The organism is Streptococcus pluranimalium (assembly GCF_047785745.1).
GTDB classification, from domain to species: Bacteria; Bacillota; Bacilli; order Lactobacillales; family Streptococcaceae; genus Streptococcus; species Streptococcus pluranimalium_B.
In genome coordinates, this window is the sequence record NZ_JBLOJT010000019.1 from 1 (window position 1) to 23,041 (window position 23,041).

A 23,041-nucleotide genomic window follows, 5' to 3' on the forward strand; every position below is an offset into this window, starting at 1 on the left:
CCATGACATAGGAAAACGAGCATCTCCAACTGCGGAAATGCCTGTTTTTTTTTATGTTCTGAAGCTAGTTTTTGCCCAGACTCTTGATTCTGATTCGGAATACTTTTATCAGCTGCCTTATTTTCCAAAGAGATTTTTAACTTTGTCAACAACACCGCTGACGGCATCAGAATTTTCGATTAATCCTTTGGCTTTGTCAAAATATTGTCCTAAATCTTCTTTGTGGTCTTCGATAAAGGTTTTGGCTTCTGAAAAATCCTTTTTGGCAATCATTTCTTTGACTTGGTCGAATAGTTATTGTGGTTTCATATGAGTATCCCTTTCTATCATCAATTAAAACACTTTATGAAAGAAATAGCAATTTATTTGAATAGCAGACAGACACATTCTGGGACGTGAAAGTCGTCTGATATGACAGTTAATCTACCAGTTTCAGGAGAACGTTTAAAAACTGTAATATTATCAGAGTCTTGATGAGCCACAATAAGGTGTTTTTCATCAGGTGATAGGATAAAATCTCTTGGAATATTGCCTCTGGAATTTTCGAGTTGAAGAAGTTCTAAATAACCATTGTCCTGAATCTTGTATACCGCAATGGAATCATGACCGCGATTGCTGGCATAAAGAAAGTTTCCATCAGATGATAAGCGTATGGCAGCAGTTGCATTGAAGTCTTGATAGCTATCGGGAATTGTTGAGATGATATCTAATCGTTCAAAATGACCATTTCCTGTATAAGACAGTATTTCAATGCTTGCGTTTAATTCACATAAGAGATAAGCGATTGGTAAGTGAGGGTGTAAAACAAGGTGTCTAGGACCAGCTCCAGAAGTAGAATCATAAGTATCCAAGGGATTGAGTCTGCCTTCACTGCTGATAGCATAAGTGATCATCTGATCACTTCCTAAGTCACAGGTGACTAAAACATTATCTGGTGTTAATCCAACAAAATGTGCATGTGCCGTTTCTTGATTAGGATGTGGACCATTTCCATCGTGTTTTATGATATCTGACAGTGTTAAAGAACCGTCAGAATTAACAAAATAAACTGAGATTTCACCTTTGTGGTAGTTTGCCCCATAAGCTAATTGTCGTTGTTGATCAAAATGAAGGTGACAAAGGGGTGCGCCTTCCAAAAGAACATGGTTGATTTCTTTGCCATCTGCATTGAAAGAAGCGATACCTCCCATCTTATTGTTTTGCTTAACCGCAAGCAAATCTCCCTTATTAGCCCAAGCTAAATAAGTTGGCTGTTTAGTTTTTGTAAAGAGCTGGTATTCGAAGAGTTTCCCGCTTTTAGTATCAAATTTAGCCTGATAAATGCCCTGAGACAGGCGCTTAGTATAAGTTCCGAAAAGTAGTGTATGAATCATATAAAGACTTCTCCTCTGATTTTCCAGTTCTTGAAAAAATTATAGCACATTTTGGAGGATAACTTGATATAATAGTTAGATAAGTGAAAGAGGTGATTAAATGACGAAGTTGGCAACTATCTGCTATATTGATAACGGAAAAGAACTTTTACTCATGCACCGGAATAAAAAAGAAAACGATGTTCATGAAGGTAAATGGATTTCAGTTGGTGGAAAGCTAGAGGCTGGTGAATCTCCTGAAGAATGTGCTGTTCGGGAAATTTTTGAAGAAACGCATCTAAAGGTGAAACAAATGGATTTTAAGGGTGTGATTACTTTTCCTAATTTCACACCTGGTCATGACTGGTATACCTATGTGTTTAAGGTAACAGCATTTGAAGGAGAGTTGATCTCAGATGATGAATCGCATGAAGGTACTTTAGAGTGGGTGCCATATAGTAAAGTTCTTGAAAAACCAACTTGGGAAGGTGACTATCAAATGTTTAAATGGATATTGGAAGATGTACCTTTTTTCTCGGCAAAATTTACTTATCAGGAAAATAGACTTATTGATCAAAAGGTGACTTTCTATCAAGGCCTTAACAAAAAGGAGCTCAAATGAAACAATCAGAAGATAAAAAAATAGCCTTTAGCTGGTTTTTTAAGTGGTTTTTAAATAGTAAAGGGGCAATCATTCTGCTTGTAAGTTTCCTTTTGTTCCTCAATATCTTTTTGCTTACTAAGATTTCCCATTTATTTAAACCTGTCGTTGATTTTCTTGCTGTTATCATGTTACCGATTGTGATATCAGCCTTACTATATTATTTATTGAAACCCTTTGTTGATTTCTTTGAAAAACAATTTAAACTAAAGCGCACGCTTGCCATTGCTCTAGTTTTCATTATCGTTATTGCCTTGTTGATCTGGGGCATAGCAGTATTGGTACCAGCTGTTGAAAATCAATTTAGCAACTTCATGCTGAACCTACCTTCTTACATTGAAGATATCGAACATCAACTCACACGCTTGCTTGAAAATAGAGAATTAAACGATTTCACTATTGAGTTGCAAAAAGTTATTAATGATTTATCCGAAAATATTATTAGCTACGCTCAGCGTATCTCATCGTCATTTGTAACATGGGCAGGAGATTTTGCTTCGACAGTTGCTAGAGTAGCAGTTGCAATCTTGATTTCACCCTTTATTTTATTTTATTTATTAAGAGATGGTGACCAATTAAAAGGCTATGTTACCCAATTTTTACCGCCTAAGTTGAGACAGCCAACAACACGTGTGTTGACAAAGATTAATAAACAATTGTCGGGCTATGTTCAAGGGCAGGTGCTTGTTGCCGTTGCAGTAGGGATTATGTTTGCTGTGATGTACAGCATCATCGGCTTAAGATATAGTGTAACCTTAGGTATTATTGCAGGATTTTTGAATCTAGTTCCTTATTTGGGGAGCTTTATTGCCCAGATTCCAGTTTTTATTTTAGCAGCGATTTCAGGTCCAACAATGATTTTGAAAGTCATTATTGTTTTTATGATTGAACAAACTATGGAAGGTCGAATTGTAAGTCCTTTAGTACTCGGAAGCAAACTTAGTATTCATCCCATCACTATCTTATTTGTGCTTCTAACAGCGGGATCGTTATTCGGTGTTTGGGGAGTCTTTTTAGCCATTCCTATCTATGCTTCAGTTAAGGTTATCGCTATCGAAATTTTTGATTGGTATAAAGTCGTGAGTGGCCTTTATAAAGCAGATTTTATTGAGGAGAATTCGGAAGATGTGGAATAGTGAAAAAATGGTGGCGTCCATTCAAAGTCAGGATCTAGCCCATGCTGATAAGTATTTTGAGCGTGCGCTAAAAGAAGATGATGAGCAAGTCTTATTGGACTTGGGAGCCTATTTAGAAAGTATTGGATTTTTGCCACAGGCTAAGCGTATCTATGACCAATTACGAAGCCAGTATCCAGAAGTTAATCTGAATTTAGCTCAAATTGTTGCAGAAGATGGAGATTTTGAAGCAGCCTTTCTCTATTTAGATGCTATTGATTCGGAATCAGAAGACTATGTCAATGCTCTTGTTATTATGGCAGATCTCTATCAGATGGAAGGTCTAGCTGATGTGGCAAGAGACAAATTAGAACAAGCACTCGCTTTGTCAGACCAGCCTTTGATTCGTTTTGGTCTGGCAGAAATGCAGATGGAAGTTGGGGATTTCAAAGAGGCTATCGCTAACTACGCAGCTCTTGATAATCGTGCCATATTGGAAGAAACGGGTGTATCTACCTATGAGCGGATTGGTCGTGCTTATGCTGATATGGGAAAATTTGAAGCAGCCATTGAGTTTTTGGAAAAGGCTGTAGAGATTGACTACGACGATATGACTGTCTTTGAATTAGCAACACTCTTATTTGACCAAGAAGAATACCAAAGGGCTAATCTTTATTTTAAACAGTTAGATACCATGAATCCTGATTTTGCAGGTTATGAGTATTATTATGCCCAATCGCTTCATGAAGAACATAAGATCGAGGAAGCTTTAAAGCTCACACAACGGGGCTTGTCAAAAAATGCATATGATAGCCAATTATTGTTATTAGCCTCCCAATTAGCCTATGAGAATCATGATGCTAAGTTATCAGAATCCTATCTCTTATCAGCTAAAGATTTAGCAGAAGATATGGAAGAAGTGACCCTGCGTTTAACCAATCTTTACTTAAAAGAAGAACGCTATGAAGAAGTTGTTAGCATAGAAATCGCAAACATTGATAATCTTCTAGCAAAATGGAATATCGCCAAGGCACATCAGGCCCTGGATCAAGAAGAAGAATCGTATGCTATTTATCAAGATATTGCCAAAGACCTTAACCAGAATCCTGAGTTTCTCCATGATTACGCTTATATCTTAAGAGAATTCGGTCAACTTGAGCTAGCAACAGAAACAGCTGAAACCTACTTAAGCATAGTACCGGATGATTTAAACATGCAACATTTCTTGGAAGAATTAAGTCATTAGTATTTTCCTTTGTAAAACTGTTTTATCTGATTGTCATTTTCATAGTCGGTAAGCTGTACTAGCATTAATAGAGACAATAAAAAACGATCACATTCTTATGGTTCTTCCATAACGAGATGTGATCGTTTTTCTGTTCTTTTATAGAGATGACTTTATTCTCATACTCTGAATCTTCTCTTCTGTGGGTGTGACACGCAGTGTTTTTTGCCCTGTGTATGTCACAAAACCGGGCTTGGCAGCAGTCGGTTTATGCAATTTTTTAGCTTCAATCATATCCACTTGAACGAGATTTGATAAACGAGCCTTGGAATAGTATGCAGCCAACTCAGCTGCGTCTGTCTTGACCTCATCACTCGGATCAAGATTGTCTTTGATAAGGACATGGCTTCCGGGAATATCTTTGGCGTGGAACCAAAGTTCTCCTTTTTTAGCCATTTTAAAGGTTAATTCTTCGTTTTGAAGATTATTACGCCCGACCATGATAATGGTTTGACCATCTGAGGCCAGATATTGTTCTGGTTTTTTACGCTTATGGCGTTTATCAGTGGAACGGCGTTTCATAAAGCCAGACTCAATCAACTCTTCTCGTATCTCACCAATATCATCCATGGTCGCCTGAGAAAGATTGACATCGACACTTTCAAAATAGGCGATACTTTGCTTGGTTTCTTCAATCAAGCCTTTAAGATGTTTAACAGCTTCTTTAAGTTTTTGGTATTTTTTAAAATAACGCTGGGCGTTTTGGTTTGGGGTTAAGGCAAGGTCAAGAGCGATAATGATAGGCTCTCCGGTATAGTAGTTATCTAGTGTAACTGAGTTTTTATCATTGGGGACCATAGACATATAGGTGGTCAGGAGTTCTCCTTTTTGACGAAAGTCCTCTGCTGACTCTGTAGCAGCTAGTTCAGCCTCTTGTTTAATGAGTTTTTTCCGGTTTTTTTCCAGTTCATTCTGCACGCGATGAATGAGGTCGCTAGCTTGTTGGCTGATCCGGTCGCGTTCCGCTTTTTCTTGATAGAAGTGATCCATAAGGTCTGACAAACTATCAAACGTTTGGACAGTATCAGTAAAAGCAACTGCTGAAAATGATTTTTCGGTTAGGTTTGGCTGACTGTCTTGTGCAAAAAAGTGGCGGAAGGTTTTTAATTTTTGATCGGCATGTGCTAGTTGCTCTGATAACTCTTTAGCCGTATCGCTACCTAAACCTTGGAAGGTATGCTGTAACTGTATCGGTGATAGGTCAGTCGTTTGTAAAATTTCGAATAACTTAACATCGTTAATCGTGAAGGGGTTGAGGGCATCTGTCTTTGGCGGGGCAATGTAGCTAGCCCCTGGTAAAATGGTTCGGTAAGAATTTTGCGAGAAGCCTATGTGTTTGATAGACTCGATAATCTTACTCTCATTTTTATCAATCAAAATGATATTACTATGTTTCCCCATAATTTCAACAACCAAGGTCACTTTGATATGATCACCAATTTCATTTTTATTAGAAACAGTGATTTCTAAAATTCTATCATTTTCAATCTGGCTAACCGATTCAATGACAGCTCCCTGCAGATACTTTCGCATAATCATAGTGTAAGTATTAGGGCTTTGAGGATTCTGAAAGTCTGCTTTGGTCGTTTGAACACGCCCGAAAACAGGGTGGGCAGACAAGAGCAATTTATAGTTTTGACGATTGTTACGAATGGTTAGGACTAGTTCCCGCTCAAAAGGCTGATTAACTTTTTGAATTCGTCCGTATAAAATAGAGTCCTGTAATTCTTTGGTTAAATGATGTAAAAAAAAGCCGTCAAAAGACATGGGTATCAATCTCCTAAAATCAGTGTATTATTGACAATTCATTCGTTTATTACCGTTTCAATGTATCAGTTTATTATACCATAAGTGGCAAATAGATAAGTTTTTAAAGTTTTTTTGAAAAATCGTTTGCAATTGTCAGAATTTATAGTATAATGATAAAAACTAAACGGAAGGAAGTATTGATATGACAAGACAAATCACACTTTGGCAAAGCTGGCGTAGATAAAAGTTGTGTTTGTGTGTTTTAGCATAGATGCGACTTTTGGAGTACTTCAAAAAGGACAGTATCTATGCGCAGCTCTATCGGTTATTATGATGAGATAAAGGCGCGTAGTTTCAAAACTAGGTGCTTTTCTTTTTGGAAAATTCTAGGTTTAAGTTGATAAAAGAGGAGAAATCAGATGAAAAACAAAGCCGTTATTGGAACTTTAGCTGTCTTGGTACTTATTGTTGTTGGATCTATTTTTTATAGCTTGGGGCAAAATAATGCTGGTTCAGAAAAATCATCTAAAGAAAAAGTTAAAGTTGGTATTTTACAATTCGTTACCCATGATGCCTTAGATGCTATTAATGAGGGCATTTCAAAAGGTCTTGAAGAGTCAGGCTATGATAAGGATCGTGTTGAGATTGATTACGTTAATGCTGAAGCAGATCAATCAAAAATTCAGACCATGAGTAAACAACTGGTAGCTAACGTCAATGATGTCCTTGTCGGGATTGCGACACCGGCTGCCCAAGGTTTAGCAAATGCAACAAAAGATATTCCAGTAGTTATGGGAGCTATCTCAGATCCAGTGGGTGCCAAACTAGTTTCTGATTTAAAACACCCATCAGCCAACATCACAGGTGTTTCAAACCAAGTCCCAGTTGCTCAAGAAGTTGAGTTAATCACCAAGTTAACTCCTGATGTTAAAACAATTGGTGTCCTTTATGCTAGCAGTGAAGATAATTCGCAAAGTCAAGTTGAGAAGTTCGAAAAATTAGCTAAAGAAAAAGGTTTAACCGTTAAAACCTATGCGGTGCCTTCAACCAATGAAATCACCTCTACTATGGCTGTTATGACTGGAAAAGTAGATGCTATTTTCATCCCTCAAGATAATACAATCGCTAGTGCTATGAAAACAGTAGCGGCTTCTGCTAACAAAGCGAAATTACCAGTCTATGTCGTTGATGATAGTATGGTAAAAAATGGCGGTTTCGCAGCGATAGGACAAAATCAATTTGATCTCGGAGTCGAAACAGGGAAAATGGTTGCTCAGATTCTTGATGGAAAAGCTGTTAAAGACATGCCGGTTAATGTCATTGACACAGGTACACCAACGCTCAACATGAAAGTCGCTAAGGAACTTGGTATTGATATTCCACAAGAAGTTCTGGATGAGGCAGAAGTATCTGTTAAAGCTGATTAATAGGTACATATTATAAAAAGAAAAGTAGAAAGATAAAGCAATGATTATATCATCAATTTCACAAGGACTTTTGTATGGCATTCTTGGTTTAGGTATTTACCTGACCTTTAGAATCTTAGACTTTCCTGATCTAACAACAGAAGGTTCATTTCCTCTTGGTGGGGCGGTAGCTGTGACTCTCCTTAATATGGGATGGCATCCTATTTTAGCAACACTTGTGGCTATTTTAGCTGGGTGTGTGGCTGGCTTAGTGACAGGTCTTCTTTATACCAAAGGGAAAATCCCAACCATTCTAGCAGGTATTTTGGTCATGACTTCCATCAACTCCATCATGCTGATGATTATGGGACGTGCCAACCTCGGTCTACTTGATATTAAACCAATCCAAGAATTATTGCCTTTTACTACTAGCTATAATCTTTTGGTGCTTGGTTTGATAGCTGTTGTCGCTGTGATTGTCTTCCTCATTGTTTCTCTAAACACTCGTTTGGGTCAAGCCTATATTGCTACTGGTGATAATCGTGATATGGCTAAGAGTTTCGGGATCAACACTGACCGTATGGAAGTCATGGGTCTAATCGTCTCAAATGGGATTATAGCCTTATCTGGGGCTCTCATTAGTCAACAGGATGGTTATGCAGATGTGTCTAAAGGGATTGGTATCATCGTCATCGGATTAGCCAGTCTCATCATCGGTGAAGTCGTCTATGCAAGTGATTTGACTTTCTTAGAGCGTCTGATAACCATCGTTATCGGTGCCATTTTCTATCAATTCTTGATAACAGCGGTGATAGCTCTTGGTTTTAATACCAATTACCTTAAACTCTTCAGTGCCATTGTTCTCTCAATCTGCCTAGTGGTACCAATCTTAAAAAATAAAATATTCAAGGGAGCTAAAGTAACGCGATGAGAAAAATAGTAGAATTACAAGAAGCAACGGTTCAAGTTCACAACGGCTCCAATGATTACAAGACTATTTTAGATGCGGTCGATTTGACCATTTACGAACATGATTTTATTACTATTTTGGGTGGCAATGGCGCAGGGAAATCAACCCTTTTCAATGTTATTGCTGGAACCCTTATGCTAACCAGTGGTAAGATTTTGATCATGGGAGAAGACGTGACCTATTTGACAGCTGAAAAAAGAGCTAAGTATTTGGCACGTGTTTTCCAAGATCCTAAAATGGGGACTGCTCCACGAATGACTGTAGCTGAAAATCTTTTAGTTGCCAAGTATCGTGGTGAAAAACGTGGTTTAGTACCAAGACGCATTCATCAATTTAAGGATGAGTTTCAAGCCTTGATTGGCAAAATTGGTAATGGGATTGAAAATCATCTGGAAACGCCAACTGGTTTCTTATCAGGTGGTCAGCGTCAAGCACTCAGCTTACTTATGGCAACTATCAAGCGCCCTGATTTGTTACTATTGGATGAGCACACCGCAGCTTTAGATCCCAAGACAAGCGTGTCACTCATGAACTTGACTGAAGAATTTGTCCAAAAAGATCAACTAACAGCCCTCATGATTACTCACCGAATGGAAGATGCCCTAAAATACGGAAATCGCCTGATTGTGATGAAAGATGGTAAAATTGTCCAAGACCGAACAGCAGAAGAAAAAGCAGGTCTCTCCATCTCTGATTACTATCAAGTTTTTGAGTGATGAAAGTAATTATGAAAATTGAAAAATAAGCTATAAAGTTGTATACTTAATAACGAGTATGCAGCTTTTTTGCTACTATCTGTAATTCGACTTAGCTTGCTAAGGACCGTTTGATGAAAATGCTCTGATGGAGCAATATCATGGGACTCGTTTTCCATGACTAATAGAAAAATATTTTAAGGAGAACAAATGAGCGATATTAAAATTATGGCTTTGGGTGGGGTTCGTGAAAACGGAAAAAACCTTTATATTGCCGAGGTCAATGATGCTATCTTTGTTTTAGACGCAGGGTTAAAGTATCCTGAGAACGAACAGTTAGGGGTTGATGTAGTTATCCCTAATCTTGATTACTTGATTGATAATAAGGATCGTGTTCAAGGTGTCTTTTTGACACATGGACATGCTGATGCGATTGGTGCCTTGCCTTATTTAATTGCTACAATGAATGTGCCTGTATTTGGTTCAGAATTGACCATTGAGTTGGCTAAATTGATGGTTAAAAACAATACAGCTGTCAAAAAATTCAATAATTTCCACGTTGTCGATAGCGAAACTGAGATTGAGTTTGGCGAGGCTGTTGTTTCATTCTTTAAAACGACTCACTCTATTCCAGAAAGTTTAGGGATTGTTGTCGGCACTAAAGAAGGTAATATTGTCTATACAGGTGACTTCAAATTTGACCAGGCAGCGCATTATGCTTACCATACTGACTTTGCCCGTCTAACAGAAATTGGCCGTGAGGGTGTCCTGGCTCTCTTGGCAGATTCTGCTAATGCGACAAGTACAGAGCAAGTGGCTAGTGAGTCAGAAGTTGGCGTTGAAATTGATCAAGTTATCGGAGATGCGCAAGGACGTGTGATTGTGGCAGCAGTGTCAAGTAACCTGGCACGTATCCAACAAGTTTTTGATGCAGCAGCTAATTATGGTCGTCGGGTTGTACTGACAGGTTTTGATGTTGAAAATATCGTTCGAACAGCTATTCGACTTAAAAAGCTACATATAGCTGATGAGCGCATCATGGTTAAACCTAAGGAAATGTCTAAGTTTGAAGATCATGAATTGGTGATTCTAGAGACTGGTCGTATGGGTGAGCCGATCAACAGCCTCCAAAAAATGGCTATAGGACGACATCGTTTTATCCAAATTAAAGACGGTGACTTAGTTTATATTGTGACAACACCAAGTATTGCCAAAGAAGCTGTCGTTGCGCGTGTGGAAAATATGATTTATAAGGCTGGTGGTTCTGTTAAGTTAATCACCCAAAACTTGCGCGTTTCTGGTCATGCCAATGGTCGTGATTTGCAGTTGATGCTAAATCTTATGAAACCCAAATACCTCTTTCCAATTCAAGGGGAGTATCGTGACCTAGCAGCCCACGCTGATATGGCGGAAGAGACTGGCATGCCAGCAGAAAACATCTATATCATGAAGCGTGGTGACATCATGCACCTATCTGATCAAGGTTTCTTACATGAAGGAGCTATTCCTGCAGGCGATGTCATGATTGATGGAAATGCGATCGGTGATGTGGGTAATATTGTACTTCGTGACCGTAAGGTCTTGTCAGAAGACGGTATCTTTATCGTTGCTATGACGGTTAATAAAAAAGAGCGTAAAATTGTTTCAAGCGCTAAAATCAATACCCGTGGTTTTGTTTATGTTAAGAAGAGTCGTGATATTCTTCGTGAATCAGCTGACTTAGTGAATACAACTGTTGAAAATTATCTAGCAGAAGATGGATTTGACTGGGGTGAACTCAAAGGACAAGTGCGTGATGAGATTAGCAAATTTTTATTTGATCAAACCAAGCGTCGTCCGGCAATTTTACCTGTTATCATGGAAGTACGTTAATATTCAGAGTTTATTATGTTGAAGTTGAGCAGGTCTCAACTTCTTTCTGTAGTGGTAGAAAGAGGAACAATAAATGGCATTTTTTCAAATAGAATACAGTTCAGAAGTTTTAGGTTTATATCGTCAGGTTGATGTTTTGTACCCAGATATCGATCAGATTAAGGAAGAATATCGTGATGATAAAGACATCCCAGTTCTTTATCTCTTGCACGGTATGGGAGGCAACCACAATTCTTGGACATCACGTACTAATTTGGAACGTCTGATACGTAAAACCAACCTTATCATTATCATGCCAAATGGGGACAATGGCTTCTATACCAATACTCAATATGGTTCTCGTTATTTTGATGCTATCGCTAAAGAGTTGCCTCAAGTCATGAAACGTTTCTTCCCTAACATGACAGATAAGCGTGAAAAGACCTTTATTGCGGGGCTTTCCATGGGGGGCTACGGTGCTTTTAAATTAGCTATGTTAACCAATCTGTATGCCTTTGCGGGTTCATTTTCTGGCGCTTTAGGTTTCGACTTTGCCAATAAAGAGGACATCGACGCACCAGATAATTACTGGAATGGTTTGTTTGGGGATCTTGGGACCTTCGAAGCGAGTGACAATAATCTGCAAATAGCTGCAAAACAAGCTGATGGTCATACTAAATTCTATGCTTGGTGTGGTTATGAAGATTTCCTGTATAAGATTAATGACAAGGCAGTGTCTGACTTCAAGAACGCAGGATTAGACATTGACTATCGTAATGACCATGGAACTCATGATTGGTACTATTGGGAAAAACAAGTGGAAGTTTTCTTGGAAATGTTGCCGATTGATTATGTCAAGGAAGAGCGCTTGTCTTAATTCACCCTAAAAGTTCTTGATCATATTGGCAGAGTTATTTATTGCATTAAATCCAGGAGCTTGCTATACTAAGAGATAAGTTTTAGGAAATGAATGAACAGAAGGAGATACTCATGCGATTTTTAGTCAAGCTATTGTTCGCCATTCTTCTCTGGATTGTTTCCTTTGTTTGGCACTTGCTGATCAGGCTTGTCAAAACGGTAGTGGTCATTGGCCTCTTGTTGTTTGCCCTCTATTATTATAGCAATCACAGTCAGTCACCAACGGCAAATCAACTGTCTAGTATTTTTGAACAACTATCTCACGCGATTCCTTATGATTTTGGTGAAATAGCTGATGTGTCAAGTGGTGGGTCAAGTCACATTGAGACAGATTTTCACACTCATCATAATGGGGCCAAATGGTCAAGCAATCAGGCGACTGTTTTTATTGAAACTCAAGATAGTGTCTTTAGAGATGCTTACTACCAAGCTATTGACGCCTGGAATCAGACAGGTGTTTTTAGCCTAACGATTGTTGACTCATCTCAGGAAGCTCAGATTATTGCTAAAGATTATCATGATGGCCAAACGCAAGCTGCTGGCTTAGCCAGCATTAAAACCAATGCTCTAACAAATCATTTTGTTTCAGCTGAGGTATATTTAAACAGTTATTATTTACGTGATGCTAGATTTGGGTATCAAGAAGATCGTATCCTAAATACTGCGATTCATGAATTAGGACATGCTATCGGTCTTGATCATAAAGATGATCAACCTTCCGTTATGCAGTCTTCTGGTTCTTATTACGGTATTCAACCATACGATATTGAGACGCTCCGGGCACTTTATCACGAACATTAAAGGAGACAATATGTCACGTTATTTTAAACGCTGGGTTCAAAGACAACCCTTAGAAGTATTTTTATGTTTTTTTAACTCAGGTATTTTTGTCTGGTTAATGGTAACGACACGAATGATGTTATCACGCATTGGCTTTCATAATTTAGCCATTTTAGATGCCATCCCAAGCTGGATTTTACGGATGGGTAACCAGTCACTCTTGCCTATCAGAGCTTTTGTTTCGCAATTGCCATGGTTCTGGTTTTTCTTCTCATTCCTTTTGACCATTATTGCCCACTTCGTAAAAGGGGTTATACGAACCATTCTCATAGTAGTTATCGTCATTCTTGGACTTTATTTGCTTTATAAAAACTGGGATCTCCTTCAGTGGGTCAATCAATTATAGTTAATAGATTATCTTTGGGTTAACTCTTATATAGCTGTATGCCTTCTCATAATAGTCACGATCTTAGCATCATGACTGATGTCAAATCATATTAAATATTCTAAGTGTTTTTTAGTTTTCTAATACGGCCTCTATGTAGCTTGTATATGAAAGAATGATGAACACTTTTTTTTATTTACATCAGTTGTTATGGCAATCATTTTGGTATAATAAGGGCATGATTATACTAAATGCTAATAAAATAGAACGTTCCTTCTCCGGGGATGTTTTATTTGATAATATTAATTTACAAATCGATGAAAAAGATAGAATCGCCCTCGTCGGCCGTAATGGTGCGGGTAAATCAACGCTTCTAAAAATTTTAGTTGGTGAAGAAGCCCCGACAAGTGGTGATATCAATACCAAACGTGATCTACAGATGTCTTATTTGGCGCAGGATAGCCGCTTCGAATCTGAAAATACCATCTACGATGAAATGCTGGCTGTCTTTTCTGCTTTACGTCAAGATGAGAAGACTTTACGTCACATGGAAAATCAAATGGGGGAACTATCAGGTGTTGAGCTAGATAAGCTGATGAATGATTACGACCGTCTGTCTGAGACATTCCGTTTAGCCGGTGGATTTACCTATGAAAGTGATATTCGTGCTATTTTAAATGGCTTTAAATTTGACCAAAGTATGTGGGAGATGAAGATTTCAGAACTCTCTGGTGGTCAAAATACTCGACTAGCTCTGGCTCGTATGTTGCTTCAAAAGCCTGAACTCTTGGTACTGGATGAGCCAACCAACCACTTGGATATCGATACTATTGCTTGGTTGGAAAACTATCTAGTCAACTACCAAGGAGCTCTTCTCATCGTTAGTCATGACCGTTATTTCTTGGATAAAGTAGCTACAGTGACGGTGGACTTGAACCCACATTCCCTTGATCGTTATGTGGGTAATTATTCTAAGTTTATGGACCTCAAAACTGAAAGACTAGCCACAGAAGCCAAAAACTTTGAGAAACAGCAAAAAGAAATTGCTAAGCTAGAAGAATTTGTCCAAAAAAATATTGTTCGTGCCTCAACAACCAAACGTGCTCAAGCTCGTCGTAAACAACTAGAAAAGATGGAGCGTTTGGACAAACCGTCAGCTGGTCAAAAATCAGCTAACATGACCTTTCATTCGGAAAAGGTTTCAGGAAATGTCGTCTTGACGGTTGAGGATGCCGCCATTGGTTATGACAAGCAGGTCTTATCAGAACCAATTTCGCTTGAGCTCAACAAATTTGATGCTATCGCGGTTGTTGGACCAAATGGAATTGGTAAAACCACTCTAATTAAATCAGTTATCGGTCAACTTCCCTTCATCAAAGGGCAGGCGCGTTTCGGTGCCAATGTTGAGACCGGTTACTATGATCAAACGCAGTCCCATTTGACCAATTCCAATACTGTTCTTGACGAGCTTTGGAATGATTTTTCAACGACACCAGAAGTTGATATTCGCAATCGTCTAGGTTCCTTTCTCTTCTCGGGAGATGATGTCAAAAAATCAGTCGGGATGCTTTCAGGTGGTGAACGCGCTCGCTTGCTTTTAGCAAAATTATCCCTGGAAAATAATAATTTCCTAATCTTGGATGAACCAACCAACCACTTGGATATTGATAGCAAAGAAGTTCTAGAGGATGCCCTTATTGACTTTGATGGTAGTTTACTCTTTGTCAGCCATGACCGTTACTTCATCAATCGTATTGCGACTAAGGTCTTAGAAATTTCAGAGGAAGGTTCCACCCTCTATTTAGGTGATTACGATTATTATGTTGAGAAAAAAGCAGAGCTAGCATTTTTAGCTCAAGAAGCAGCTGGAGATCTTGAACCAGAAGAAGTGAGCACCTCACAGGGGTCGACTAATTATCAACAACAAAAAGCCAATCAAAAAGAACTTCGTAAGATCACTCGTCGTATTGAAGCTATTGAGTCTGAATTGGATAACATTGACAGTAAAGAAAAAGCGATCACTCAGCAGATGGCTGAAAGCAATGATGCTATGACTTTGGCTGAGTTGCAGAAAGAGTTAGATGACATCCAAGGCAATCAGATGCTCTTGATGGAAGAGTGGGAAGAACTGTCTCAGTCGCTTGAGGAACTGTCTTAAGTTTGTCATTTTTACCAACTGACTAATGATTTTTAGAAAGATTTGGATTAGCCTCCAAGTCTTTTTTAGAGCTAATTTCTTGAAAAAAAGTATATAATGTATATAATAAATAATGTTTATTAACGGAGGAAGATATGAAGACTATTGAAGACATGTTAGCCTTTAAATTATTATTAGCTAAAAATGCAATGATTGATCGCAGAACACATTGTGAATTTAGTGCTTTAGGTTTGACACGAGGTAATTTTGTAACTCTGGCGATTATCGTTCAGTATCCAGGAATCACACAGTCCGAATTATCTCAAAAGAATCTTAAGGATAAAAATGTGATTGGGCATCTTGTTGATAAGCTGGAAGAAAAGGCGCTTGTAGAGCGTCGAAAAGGGGAAAAAGATCGCCGTTCTTATCAGCTTTATGCCACAAAAGCTGGTCAAGAAATGGTTCAAACCAACTGGGATGATTTTTTTAACCATGGAAAAGCAGTATTAACTGAGGACGAAGAAAAAACTTTGTTAGGTTTGTTGGATAAATTGGTAATGGAAGAGGAGAACAGTAAATGACAGATGAATCAAGTTATCGGAATCCCTTGGGATATCAACCTGTGGGAGTTTTAATGAAACGCTTAGCGATACCAGCAGTAGTAGCCAATGTGGTTAATGCTCTTTATAATGTTATTGACCAGATTGTTATCGGACAAGGTATTGGTTTTTTGGGTAATGCAGCAACCAATATTGCCTTTCCCTTGACGACTATTTGTTTGGCGCTTGGTCTCATGATTGGTATTGGATCGGCGTCACGTTTCAATTTGGAAATGGGACGACAGGAAATGCAAAAAGCTAAGTTAACTATTGGTAATGCGACTATTTTGCTTTTTGGAGTTGGTATCCTTATTTGTCTTTTAGTAAGAATTTTTTTGGAGCCTTTAATGCTCATTTTTGGAGCAACAGAAAATATTCTTTCCTATGCCATGACTTTTTCTGGAATCACGTCATTTGGTATGCCTTTTCTGATGTTTTCAATGGGATTTAACCCAATTGTTCGAGCAGATGCTAGTCCTAAATATTCTATGATGGCGATTGTGACTGGAGCTGTCATCAATACTGTGTTGTCACCCTTATTTATGTTTGTTTTCAATTGGGGAATTGCAGGAACAGCATGGGCAACGGTTATCAGTCAGTCTATTTCAGCCTTGCTATTACTGGCTTATTTTCCACGATTCAAAAGTGTTACACTTGAAAAAGAAGATTTTAAACTTGATTGGCATACCATCAAATCCATTGTCGTCTTAGGATTAACCCCATTTGTTACACAGGTTTCAAATATTATTATTCAAGTTTTGGGAAATAATCTGTTGAAACAATATGGTAGCCAGTCTATTTATGGTCCAGATATACCTATTGCTATTGCAGGCATTGTCATGAAGGTCAATGTCATTTTCATGGCTATTGTCCTCGGTATAGTACAGGGGAGTCAGCCTATTATTGGATTTAACTATGGAGCAAAAAATTTCCCTAGAGTATGTGAAACTTTTAAGGTTTTAATCAAAAGTGTCGCAATTGTATCGCTACTTGCATGGTTGGCATTTGAATTGTTACCAGGACAACTGATTTCATTATTTGGTTCTGGTGATAGTGATCTTTATCTTGAATTCGGAAAATATTACATGAGAACTTTCTTGTTCTTCTCAATTACCAATGGCTTCATGATTTCTATTTCAACCTATTTTACTTCAATTGGTAAGGCATGGAAGGGAACCATTTTATCGGTGTTGCGTCAGTTGATTTTGCTCATTCCTTTGATGATTCTATTTGCTCGTTTGTTTGGTGTTAAAGGGGTTATGCTTGGAGGACCTGTTTCTGACTTTGCGACTTTTATTATGGCTGCTATTTTCATCGTGATTGAATTTAAAAGAATGCCTAAGGAAAATTTGAGCGTCTAAAATGAGCTTAGTCACTTAGAATTTATCCTTTCTATTGGCAATTAAACAATTAGAAATAGCTTAGAATCAACGTTTCATGAGAACGTCCTTCTAAGCTATTTTTTATTTTAATGCTTTTTATCTAGCGTCTTTATCCGTTATTTATCAAATTCAGCTTTGGATTTAACATCGACGTATTCTTCAGGAACTTCGTGGCTAAGAATGTCATTGTAGCTTGGCAAGATGAGGTCCTTGCCGTATTTGTTACGAAGAGCAGTAGTGACTAAACGATAAGCAAGATTGGCATTACGTGATAGGATAGGACCATGGAAGTAAGAGCCATAGACATTTTTATAGTGAACACCTTCGCTATCATCCTTTTCATTGTTACCATTCCCGTAAACAACTCGACCTAAAGGTTTTTCATCATCTGAAAGGAAGGTGCGTCCTTGATGGTTTTCAAAGCCGTAATAGGTTTCGTTAAATTCGTCGTTGTGAATCTTGATATCACCGATAAAACGATTATTTTCTTGATTGAGGGTATAGTGTCCCATAACCCCAATGCCATCAATTCTGACACCGTTAGCTTGAACATAATATTGTCCCAAGAGTTGGAAGCCACCACAGATGGCTAAAATGACCTTGTCGTCTTGAATGAACTGATCAATAGTGCTTCGCTTGCTAGGTAAGTCTTTGGCGACAATTGATTGCTCGTAATCTTGTCCACCACCGAAAAAGACGATATCATATTGATCGTTATCAAATGAATCACCGACTGAGATGATATCAAAGGTCATTTTGGCCCCTAATTTTTCGCCGACGTACTTTATCATGAGAATATTGCCGTTGTCACCATAGGTGTTTAAGAGATTACCATAGAGGTGGGCAACATTTAACTCATAGTCATAATTGTGATTATTGGGAGATTGTAAAGAAGTATAGACCATTAATGCATCTCCTTTCCAACAGCTTTTTTAGTTGCGAGGATTTCTCGGAACTCAAGCATGGCAGTATAAGTTGCCAAGATATAAGCGTGATCGGCGTCTTGGTTTTCAATCATGGTCATAATGTCATCCAACTTTTCAGCTTGACGAATCTTGTTCTCTGGATAGCCAGTCACACGGAGACGACGAGCTATTTCGGAGTGGCGCACGCCACCAGCATTCATTTCTGTAATATCCATGTCGTTAACAGCTTCGAAATTAGCGTCCCAAATCCAGGAAGTATCAATCCCATCTGCATAGTTAGCATTTAAAAGGACAGATAAAGAGAAGGGATAATCTGCCAACTTAATCATATCAAGTGCTTGACTGGCTCCGACAGGATTTTTTATGAGGACCAAAGTACATGATTTATCACCGATTTTAAAGGTTTCTTGACGACCAAAGACGGCACGGCTCTTATCAAAACCAGCCTTGATTTGTTCAGGTGAAACGCCAAAGAACTCAGCAACTGAGACAGCAGCAAGGGCATTGTAGATATTATAGAGACCACCTACATTGATTTTGTAATCCTGACCATCAATAACAAATTCGGAAGTCGTATTGGTAATATTTGTTAGAGCAGTCAGTTTGTAATCTAAATGAGGTCGTTTGAAGTCACAGTTGAGACAGATATAGTCCCCAAGATTGGCATAAGTGTTCATCTTGTATTGCAAAATGTGTTCGCATTTTGGACAGACAATCCCTTCAGTGTTGTAGTGAGCTAGCTGTGGCTCATGAGATTCTGTATCAAAACCATAAAATTGCACAGGATTAACCACTTGACGTGAATGAAATAGAGGACTATCTCCGTTAGCTAGAATAGTAGCATTCGGTGCCTTGGCAGCCCCAGCTAAAATCATGTCATAGGTAGTATATATCTCTCCATAACGGTCCATTTGGTCTCGGAAAATGTTGGTAAAAACAAAAAGACTTGGCGTGATATATTCAGTGATCTTTGGTAGACTTGCTTCGTCTATTTCTAAGACTGCGATTTTTTTACCGGATTTACCGGATTTACCGGATTTGGCAGTTAAAAAAGTCGAAGTAATCCCTGTGATCATGTTAGCGCCACTCGGATTAGTCACAATATCACCGAAAGCTTCTTTAAGGATACCAACGGTTAGAGCAGTTGTAAGGGTTTTACCATTAGTACCGGTGATAACCACAATTTCATAATCTTTCGCCAGAGTATCTAAAATAGTCGCATCGTATTTAAGGGCAATCTTACCGGGTAAGGTTGAACCACGTCCCATTTTTGAAAGAACAAAATGAGCTGTTTTACCAGCTAAAATTCCCATCTGAGTTTTCATAGTCATGTCTTTATTTTAACAAAAATGCTACAAACTAGCTAGAAAAAGTGCTATAATAAAATGAGTGTCTGTCTTTAAGGCATTATTAAGAACCTGTGAATACAGGTTCCAATCAAGAGAGGTACCAGTATGAGTTTTTTTTCACAGTTTGATGCTAGATTCTGGCAATCACTCTTTGATAGCCCTTTGACAATTTTAGTCAATCTTTTAGATGTTGCTATTGTCGCTTATTTAATTTATCGTTTTATAAAAGCCTTGGCTGGTACTAAAATCATGTCCTTGGTGCAAGGGATTATCTTATTTATCATCTTAAAGTTATTAGCTGAGTTTATTGGTTTAACAACCATCACTTATTTGATGAATCAGATTATTACCTATGGTGTTATAGCAGGTGTCGTTATCTTTGCGCCAGAAATCCGTTTAGGTTTAGAAAAGTTTGGGAAGACTACTCAACTATTTGCGCCAGTCTCACCTGTTCTTACAGATGAAGAGAAGTTGATAGATGCACTCGTTAAATCAGTTGCTTACATGAGTCCACGTAAGATTGGTGCTCTGATATCTATTCAGGGAACACAGACCCTACGTGAATATATCAATACAGGCATTCCCTTGAATGCAGATGTATCCAGTCAGTTATTGATTAATACCTTTATACCCAATACGCCATTACATGATGGAGCTGTTATTATCAGAGGGAAAAAGATTGCAGCGGCTTCTTGTTATTTGCCTTTGACTGAATCAACGGCTATTTCAAAGGAATTTGGAACAAGACACCGTGCAGCTATTGGATTATCTGAGTATTCAGATGCTTTAACGATTGTTGTTTCTGAAGAAACAGGTAGTATTTCTGTCACACATAATGGGCGTTTCCAGCATGATTTAAGCAATGAGAGTTTTGAATTGATACTCCGAGAGATCTTACTATCTGATGCTGTTAAAACACCAAGCTGGAAAGAACGCTTGTTTGGAAAGGGGGAAAAATGATTAAGAAATGGTTTAACCAGTCAATTTTTTATGTGATTATTTCTCTTTTCTTCTCATTACTCTTATTTTTAGTTGCTAAAGCAACTACTTATAATGCTTCTGGGACACAATTGTCGCGAGTAACTGAGACCTATAGTCACACCATAGAGAGTGTGCCCATTGATATAAAGTATGATACTAATAAGTATTTTATTAGTGGGTATTCATACGAAGCAGAAGTTTATTTAACATCAACAAATCGCATTAAACTTGACTCTGAGATACACGAAGATACACGTCATTTCAAGGTTGTTGCGGATTTGTCAAATGTAAAACCTGGAACGACAAATGCTAAGTTAAAAGTGGTAGGCTTACCTAGAGATATGAATGCGGTTGTCAATCCTAAAAATATTGCTATCAATATTGGGAAAAAAGCTAGCAAAACCTTTAAAGTGAAATTAACGATTTCACCAGATCAGGTAGCAGATGGTTATCAGGTTGCTGATGTGGATATAGGTGTCTCTGAAGTGACTGTTACAAGCAATGAATCAACACTGGAACAAATTGATCATGTCGAAGCTATTTTACCGTCTGATAAGGTTTTAAGCAGTGACTTTAATGGAACTGTTAATTTACAAGCAGTCGCTGCAGATGGCACTATTTTGGCATCTATTGTTGATCCTGCCAAAACTCAAATTAAGGTCTCTGTCAAAAAACTAACTAAGGAAGTACCGATTAATTTGTCAGTAACAGGTGTCTTATCGGATAAATTATCAAATATTAATTACAAGTTAAGTCAAGAGACAGTTATTGTTTCAGGAACACAGGAAGAACTTGATGCTACAGATAGTGTTAAGGGGACTGTTGATATTACAGGTATTTCGAAAGATATCTCGAAAACAGTTTCCTTATCAGCCTCTAATGTTACGATAGTACCACAAACTGTTACCGTTAAACTGACAACTACTAAGAAATAAAGTAGAAAAACTTTTAGAAAAATGGAGGAGTGCCTAAGCGCTAATAATTATGGGAAAATATTTTGGAACAGATGGTGTACGAGGAGAAGCAAATCTAGAATTAACACCAGAATTAGCCTTTAAACTCGGACGCTTTGGTGGATATGTTCTTAGTCAACACGAAGAAGAACGTCCCAAGGTTTTTGTAGCGCGTGATACGCGTATTTCAGGTGAAATGTTAGAAGCAGCTTTAGTCGCTGGCCTTCTTTCTGTGGGAATAGAAGTTTACAGATTAGGCGTTTTAGCTACCCCGGGTGTTTCTTATCTTGTAAGGACTGAGAATGCTAGTGCTGGAGTTATGATCTCTGCTAGTCATAATCCAGCTCAAGATAATGGTATCAAGTTTTTTGCCAATGACGGATTTAAATTAAGCGATGCTATAGAAGCTGAGATTGAAACGTTGTTAGATGCAGAAGAAGATACTCTTCCTCGACCATCGGCTCAAGGTTTAGGAAGCCTTGTTGACTATCCTGAAGGTTTACGTAAGTATGAAGCTTTTCTTGTTTCGACGGGAATCAAACTTGATGGTATGAAAGTTGCTCTTGACGGTGCTAATGGTGCAGCTCATCGTTCTGCGCGTCATGTTTTACTAGACTTAGAAGCTGATATTTCAGTTATTGGTGATAAGCCAGATGGTTTGAATATCAATGCTGGAGTTGGTTCAACACATCCAGAAGCTTTACAAGAATTAGTCAAAGAAACAGGTTCTGCGATTGGTTTGGCCTTTGACGGAGATAGTGATCGATTGATTGCAGTAGATGAAACCGGTGAAATTGTTGATGGTGATAAAATCATGTATATTATAGGTAAGCACATGGTTAAGAATGGGCAGTTAGCAAAAAATACTATTGTCACCACTGTAATGTCTAATTTAGGATTCCACAAGGCTTTAGAAGCTGAAGGTATTGAAAAAGTTGTTACAGCTGTAGGTGATCGTTATGTTGTTGAAGAAATGCGTCAATCAGGCTATAATCTAGGTGGCGAACAATCAGGACATGTCATCATCATGGACTATAATACAACTGGTGATGGACAATTGACCGCAATTCAGCTAACTAAGGTGATGAAAGAAACAGGAAAAACATTGTCTGAGTTAGCATCAGAGGTCACTATCTATCCCCAAAAGCTCGTCAATATTCGTGTTGACAATGCTATGAAAGATAAAAGTATGGAAGTTCCAGCTATTGCTGATATTATCACTAAGATGGAAGCTGAAATGGCTGGTAATGGTCGTATTCTTGTTCGTCCAAGTGGTACGGAGCCATTGCTTCGTGTGATGGCAGAGGCACCAACTGATGCAGAAGTTAATTATTATGTGGATACTATTGCTGATGTTGTACGTGCAGAAATTGGCATTGACTAATGCTAAAATTAGTGATGGATATCGTTAATGAGGTAGCCTTTCCATTTAATAAAAAATGGCTCTTCGTCAACTGTAGTGGGTGACTTATAATTAACATCTAGAGAGAATCGTTCCGGTTCTCTCTTTTTGAGTGTTTAAAGCGATGAGTATTTTGGTTTTAAAG

The 23,041-nt window shown here is 38.2% G+C and carries 21 protein-coding genes; 16 read left to right on the forward strand and 5 right to left on the reverse strand.

The window, feature by feature from the left end; all coding sequences use genetic code 11:
* Positions 1-117: 117 nt before the first annotated feature.
* Together ACMZ6U_RS03915 and ACMZ6U_RS03920 are read right to left on the reverse strand one after the other, a co-directional pair.
* Positions 118-273 carry a hypothetical protein gene (locus ACMZ6U_RS03915; protein WP_416106420.1) on the reverse strand — a complete coding sequence of 52 codons (156 nt, stop codon included), beginning with the start codon at positions 271-273 and terminating at the stop codon, positions 118-120.
* Positions 274-362: 89 nt separating this feature from the next.
* Positions 363-1,373: a lactonase family protein gene (locus ACMZ6U_RS03920; protein WP_416106422.1), complete on the reverse strand. Its 1,011-nt coding sequence runs from the start codon at positions 1,371-1,373 to the stop codon at positions 363-365.
* Positions 1,374-1,473: 100 nt separating this feature from the next.
* Between ACMZ6U_RS03920 and ACMZ6U_RS03925 the strand changes: the two genes are divergently transcribed.
* The 3 genes from ACMZ6U_RS03925 to ACMZ6U_RS03935 are packed head-to-tail and all read left to right on the forward strand — an operon-like array spanning position 1,474 to position 4,374.
* Positions 1,474-1,974, forward strand: a complete 501-nt coding sequence (locus tag ACMZ6U_RS03925; RefSeq protein WP_115130376.1) for an NUDIX hydrolase — start codon at positions 1,474-1,476, stop codon at positions 1,972-1,974.
* Positions 1,971-3,149 (forward strand): AI-2E family transporter, encoded by a 1,179-nt coding sequence (locus ACMZ6U_RS03930; protein WP_416106424.1) that lies wholly within the window; start codon positions 1,971-1,973, stop codon positions 3,147-3,149. The genes ACMZ6U_RS03925 and ACMZ6U_RS03930 overlap by 4 nt, the downstream gene beginning before the upstream one ends.
* The gene (locus ACMZ6U_RS03935) at positions 3,139-4,374 is read left to right on the forward strand and encodes a tetratricopeptide repeat protein (RefSeq protein ID WP_416106426.1); all 1,236 of its coding nucleotides are present in this window, start codon (positions 3,139-3,141) and stop codon (positions 4,372-4,374) included. The genes ACMZ6U_RS03930 and ACMZ6U_RS03935 overlap by 11 nt, the downstream gene beginning before the upstream one ends.
* A gap of 138 nt (positions 4,375-4,512) precedes the next feature.
* On the opposite strand, the gene ACMZ6U_RS03940 is transcribed toward ACMZ6U_RS03935, so the two are convergent.
* The gene (locus ACMZ6U_RS03940; RefSeq protein WP_416106428.1) at positions 4,513-6,180 is read right to left on the reverse strand and encodes an Rqc2 family fibronectin-binding protein; all 1,668 of its coding nucleotides are present in this window, start codon (positions 6,178-6,180) and stop codon (positions 4,513-4,515) included.
* A 401-nt stretch (positions 6,181-6,581) separates the two neighbouring features.
* Here ACMZ6U_RS03940 and trpX point away from each other — a divergent pair, with 401 nt between their 5' ends.
* The 10 genes from trpX (at position 6,582) to ACMZ6U_RS03990 (ending at position 17,264) form a co-directional block, all read left to right on the forward strand.
* On the forward strand, positions 6,582-7,589 hold the full coding sequence (gene trpX, locus ACMZ6U_RS03945; protein ID WP_416106430.1) for a tryptophan ABC transporter substrate-binding protein: 1,008 nt from the start codon (positions 6,582-6,584) through the stop codon (positions 7,587-7,589).
* 40 nt (positions 7,590-7,629) lie between these two features.
* Complete coding sequence (locus ACMZ6U_RS03950; protein ID WP_416106432.1) at positions 7,630-8,499, forward strand: ABC transporter permease; 870 nt, start codon at positions 7,630-7,632, stop codon at positions 8,497-8,499.
* A complete protein-coding gene (locus ACMZ6U_RS03955; protein ID WP_416106434.1) occupies positions 8,496-9,254 on the forward strand; it encodes an ABC transporter ATP-binding protein in 759 nt (252 codons plus the stop codon). Before ACMZ6U_RS03950 ends, ACMZ6U_RS03955 begins: the two co-directional genes overlap by 4 nt.
* A gap of 189 nt (positions 9,255-9,443) precedes the next feature.
* Positions 9,444-11,105, forward strand: a complete 1,662-nt coding sequence (locus ACMZ6U_RS03960) for a ribonuclease J (RefSeq protein ID WP_416106436.1) — start codon at positions 9,444-9,446, stop codon at positions 11,103-11,105.
* Between the two features lie 73 nt (positions 11,106-11,178).
* On the forward strand, positions 11,179-11,961 hold the full coding sequence (locus ACMZ6U_RS03965) for an alpha/beta hydrolase (RefSeq protein ID WP_416106438.1): 783 nt from the start codon (positions 11,179-11,181) through the stop codon (positions 11,959-11,961).
* A 113-nt stretch (positions 11,962-12,074) separates the two neighbouring features.
* A complete protein-coding gene (locus ACMZ6U_RS03970) occupies positions 12,075-12,803 on the forward strand; it encodes a matrixin family metalloprotease (protein WP_416106439.1) in 729 nt (242 codons plus the stop codon).
* A 10-nt stretch (positions 12,804-12,813) separates the two neighbouring features.
* On the forward strand, positions 12,814-13,188 hold the full coding sequence (locus ACMZ6U_RS03975) for a hypothetical protein (protein ID WP_416106441.1): 375 nt from the start codon (positions 12,814-12,816) through the stop codon (positions 13,186-13,188).
* 217 nt (positions 13,189-13,405) lie between these two features.
* The gene (locus ACMZ6U_RS03980) at positions 13,406-15,325 is read left to right on the forward strand and encodes an ABC-F family ATP-binding cassette domain-containing protein (protein ID WP_416106443.1); all 1,920 of its coding nucleotides are present in this window, start codon (positions 13,406-13,408) and stop codon (positions 15,323-15,325) included.
* Positions 15,326-15,459: 134 nt separating this feature from the next.
* On the forward strand, positions 15,460-15,885 hold the full coding sequence (locus ACMZ6U_RS03985) for a MarR family winged helix-turn-helix transcriptional regulator (RefSeq protein ID WP_160544170.1): 426 nt from the start codon (positions 15,460-15,462) through the stop codon (positions 15,883-15,885).
* A complete protein-coding gene (locus ACMZ6U_RS03990; protein WP_416106445.1) occupies positions 15,882-17,264 on the forward strand; it encodes an MATE family efflux transporter in 1,383 nt (460 codons plus the stop codon). Before ACMZ6U_RS03985 ends, ACMZ6U_RS03990 begins: the two co-directional genes overlap by 4 nt.
* 137 nt (positions 17,265-17,401) lie before the next feature.
* Here ACMZ6U_RS03990 and gatD read toward each other — a convergent pair whose 3' ends face one another.
* On the reverse strand, positions 17,402-18,190 hold the full coding sequence (gatD, locus tag ACMZ6U_RS03995) for a lipid II isoglutaminyl synthase subunit GatD (protein WP_416106447.1): 789 nt from the start codon (positions 18,188-18,190) through the stop codon (positions 17,402-17,404).
* A complete protein-coding gene (gene murT, locus ACMZ6U_RS04000) occupies positions 18,190-19,542 on the reverse strand; it encodes a lipid II isoglutaminyl synthase subunit MurT (RefSeq protein WP_416106450.1) in 1,353 nt (450 codons plus the stop codon). Before murT ends, gatD begins: the two co-directional genes overlap by 1 nt.
* Positions 19,543-19,665: 123 nt before the next feature.
* Here murT and cdaA point away from each other — a divergent pair, with 123 nt between their 5' ends.
* Genes cdaA through glmM form a run of 3 tightly spaced genes read left to right on the forward strand, consistent with a single transcriptional unit; the run spans position 19,666 to position 22,878 of the window.
* A complete protein-coding gene (cdaA, locus tag ACMZ6U_RS04005) occupies positions 19,666-20,520 on the forward strand; it encodes a diadenylate cyclase CdaA (protein ID WP_416106452.1) in 855 nt (284 codons plus the stop codon).
* Positions 20,517-21,476, forward strand: coding sequence for a YbbR-like domain-containing protein (locus ACMZ6U_RS04010; protein ID WP_416106453.1), 960 nt, complete (start codon positions 20,517-20,519; stop codon positions 21,474-21,476). The genes cdaA and ACMZ6U_RS04010 overlap by 4 nt, the downstream gene beginning before the upstream one ends.
* A 49-nt stretch (positions 21,477-21,525) precedes the next feature.
* Positions 21,526-22,878 (forward strand): phosphoglucosamine mutase, encoded by a 1,353-nt coding sequence (gene glmM / locus ACMZ6U_RS04015; protein WP_416106455.1) that lies wholly within the window; start codon positions 21,526-21,528, stop codon positions 22,876-22,878.
* Positions 22,879-23,041 lie beyond the last annotated feature (163 nt).

Bases quoted from the DNA above. Each gene is read 5' to 3' on its own strand.
- ACMZ6U_RS03915 (WP_416106420.1), bottom strand. From the start codon at position 273: ATGATTGCCAAAAAGGATTTTTCAGAAGCCAAAACCTTTATCGAAGAC.
- ACMZ6U_RS03920 (WP_416106422.1), bottom strand. From the start codon at position 1,373: ATGATTCATACACTACTTTTCGGAACTTATACTAAGCGCCTGTCTCAG.
- ACMZ6U_RS03925 (WP_115130376.1), top strand. From the start codon at position 1,474: ATGACGAAGTTGGCAACTATCTGCTATATTGATAACGGAAAAGAACTT.
- ACMZ6U_RS03930 (WP_416106424.1), top strand. From the start codon at position 1,971: ATGAAACAATCAGAAGATAAAAAAATAGCCTTTAGCTGGTTTTTTAAG.
- ACMZ6U_RS03935 (WP_416106426.1), top strand. From the start codon at position 3,139: ATGTGGAATAGTGAAAAAATGGTGGCGTCCATTCAAAGTCAGGATCTA.
- ACMZ6U_RS03940 (WP_416106428.1), bottom strand. From the start codon at position 6,180: ATGTCTTTTGACGGCTTTTTTTTACATCATTTAACCAAAGAATTACAG.
- trpX (WP_416106430.1), top strand. From the start codon at position 6,582: ATGAAAAACAAAGCCGTTATTGGAACTTTAGCTGTCTTGGTACTTATT.
- ACMZ6U_RS03950 (WP_416106432.1), top strand. From the start codon at position 7,630: ATGATTATATCATCAATTTCACAAGGACTTTTGTATGGCATTCTTGGT.
- ACMZ6U_RS03955 (WP_416106434.1), top strand. From the start codon at position 8,496: ATGAGAAAAATAGTAGAATTACAAGAAGCAACGGTTCAAGTTCACAAC.
- ACMZ6U_RS03960 (WP_416106436.1), top strand. From the start codon at position 9,444: ATGAGCGATATTAAAATTATGGCTTTGGGTGGGGTTCGTGAAAACGGA.
- ACMZ6U_RS03965 (WP_416106438.1), top strand. From the start codon at position 11,179: ATGGCATTTTTTCAAATAGAATACAGTTCAGAAGTTTTAGGTTTATAT.
- ACMZ6U_RS03970 (WP_416106439.1), top strand. From the start codon at position 12,075: ATGCGATTTTTAGTCAAGCTATTGTTCGCCATTCTTCTCTGGATTGTT.
- ACMZ6U_RS03975 (WP_416106441.1), top strand. From the start codon at position 12,814: ATGTCACGTTATTTTAAACGCTGGGTTCAAAGACAACCCTTAGAAGTA.
- ACMZ6U_RS03980 (WP_416106443.1), top strand. From the start codon at position 13,406: ATGATTATACTAAATGCTAATAAAATAGAACGTTCCTTCTCCGGGGAT.
- ACMZ6U_RS03985 (WP_160544170.1), top strand. From the start codon at position 15,460: ATGAAGACTATTGAAGACATGTTAGCCTTTAAATTATTATTAGCTAAA.
- ACMZ6U_RS03990 (WP_416106445.1), top strand. From the start codon at position 15,882: ATGACAGATGAATCAAGTTATCGGAATCCCTTGGGATATCAACCTGTG.
- gatD (WP_416106447.1), bottom strand. From the start codon at position 18,190: ATGGTCTATACTTCTTTACAATCTCCCAATAATCACAATTATGACTAT.
- murT (WP_416106450.1), bottom strand. From the start codon at position 19,542: ATGACTATGAAAACTCAGATGGGAATTTTAGCTGGTAAAACAGCTCAT.
- cdaA (WP_416106452.1), top strand. From the start codon at position 19,666: ATGAGTTTTTTTTCACAGTTTGATGCTAGATTCTGGCAATCACTCTTT.
- ACMZ6U_RS04010 (WP_416106453.1), top strand. From the start codon at position 20,517: ATGATTAAGAAATGGTTTAACCAGTCAATTTTTTATGTGATTATTTCT.
- glmM (WP_416106455.1), top strand. From the start codon at position 21,526: ATGGGAAAATATTTTGGAACAGATGGTGTACGAGGAGAAGCAAATCTA.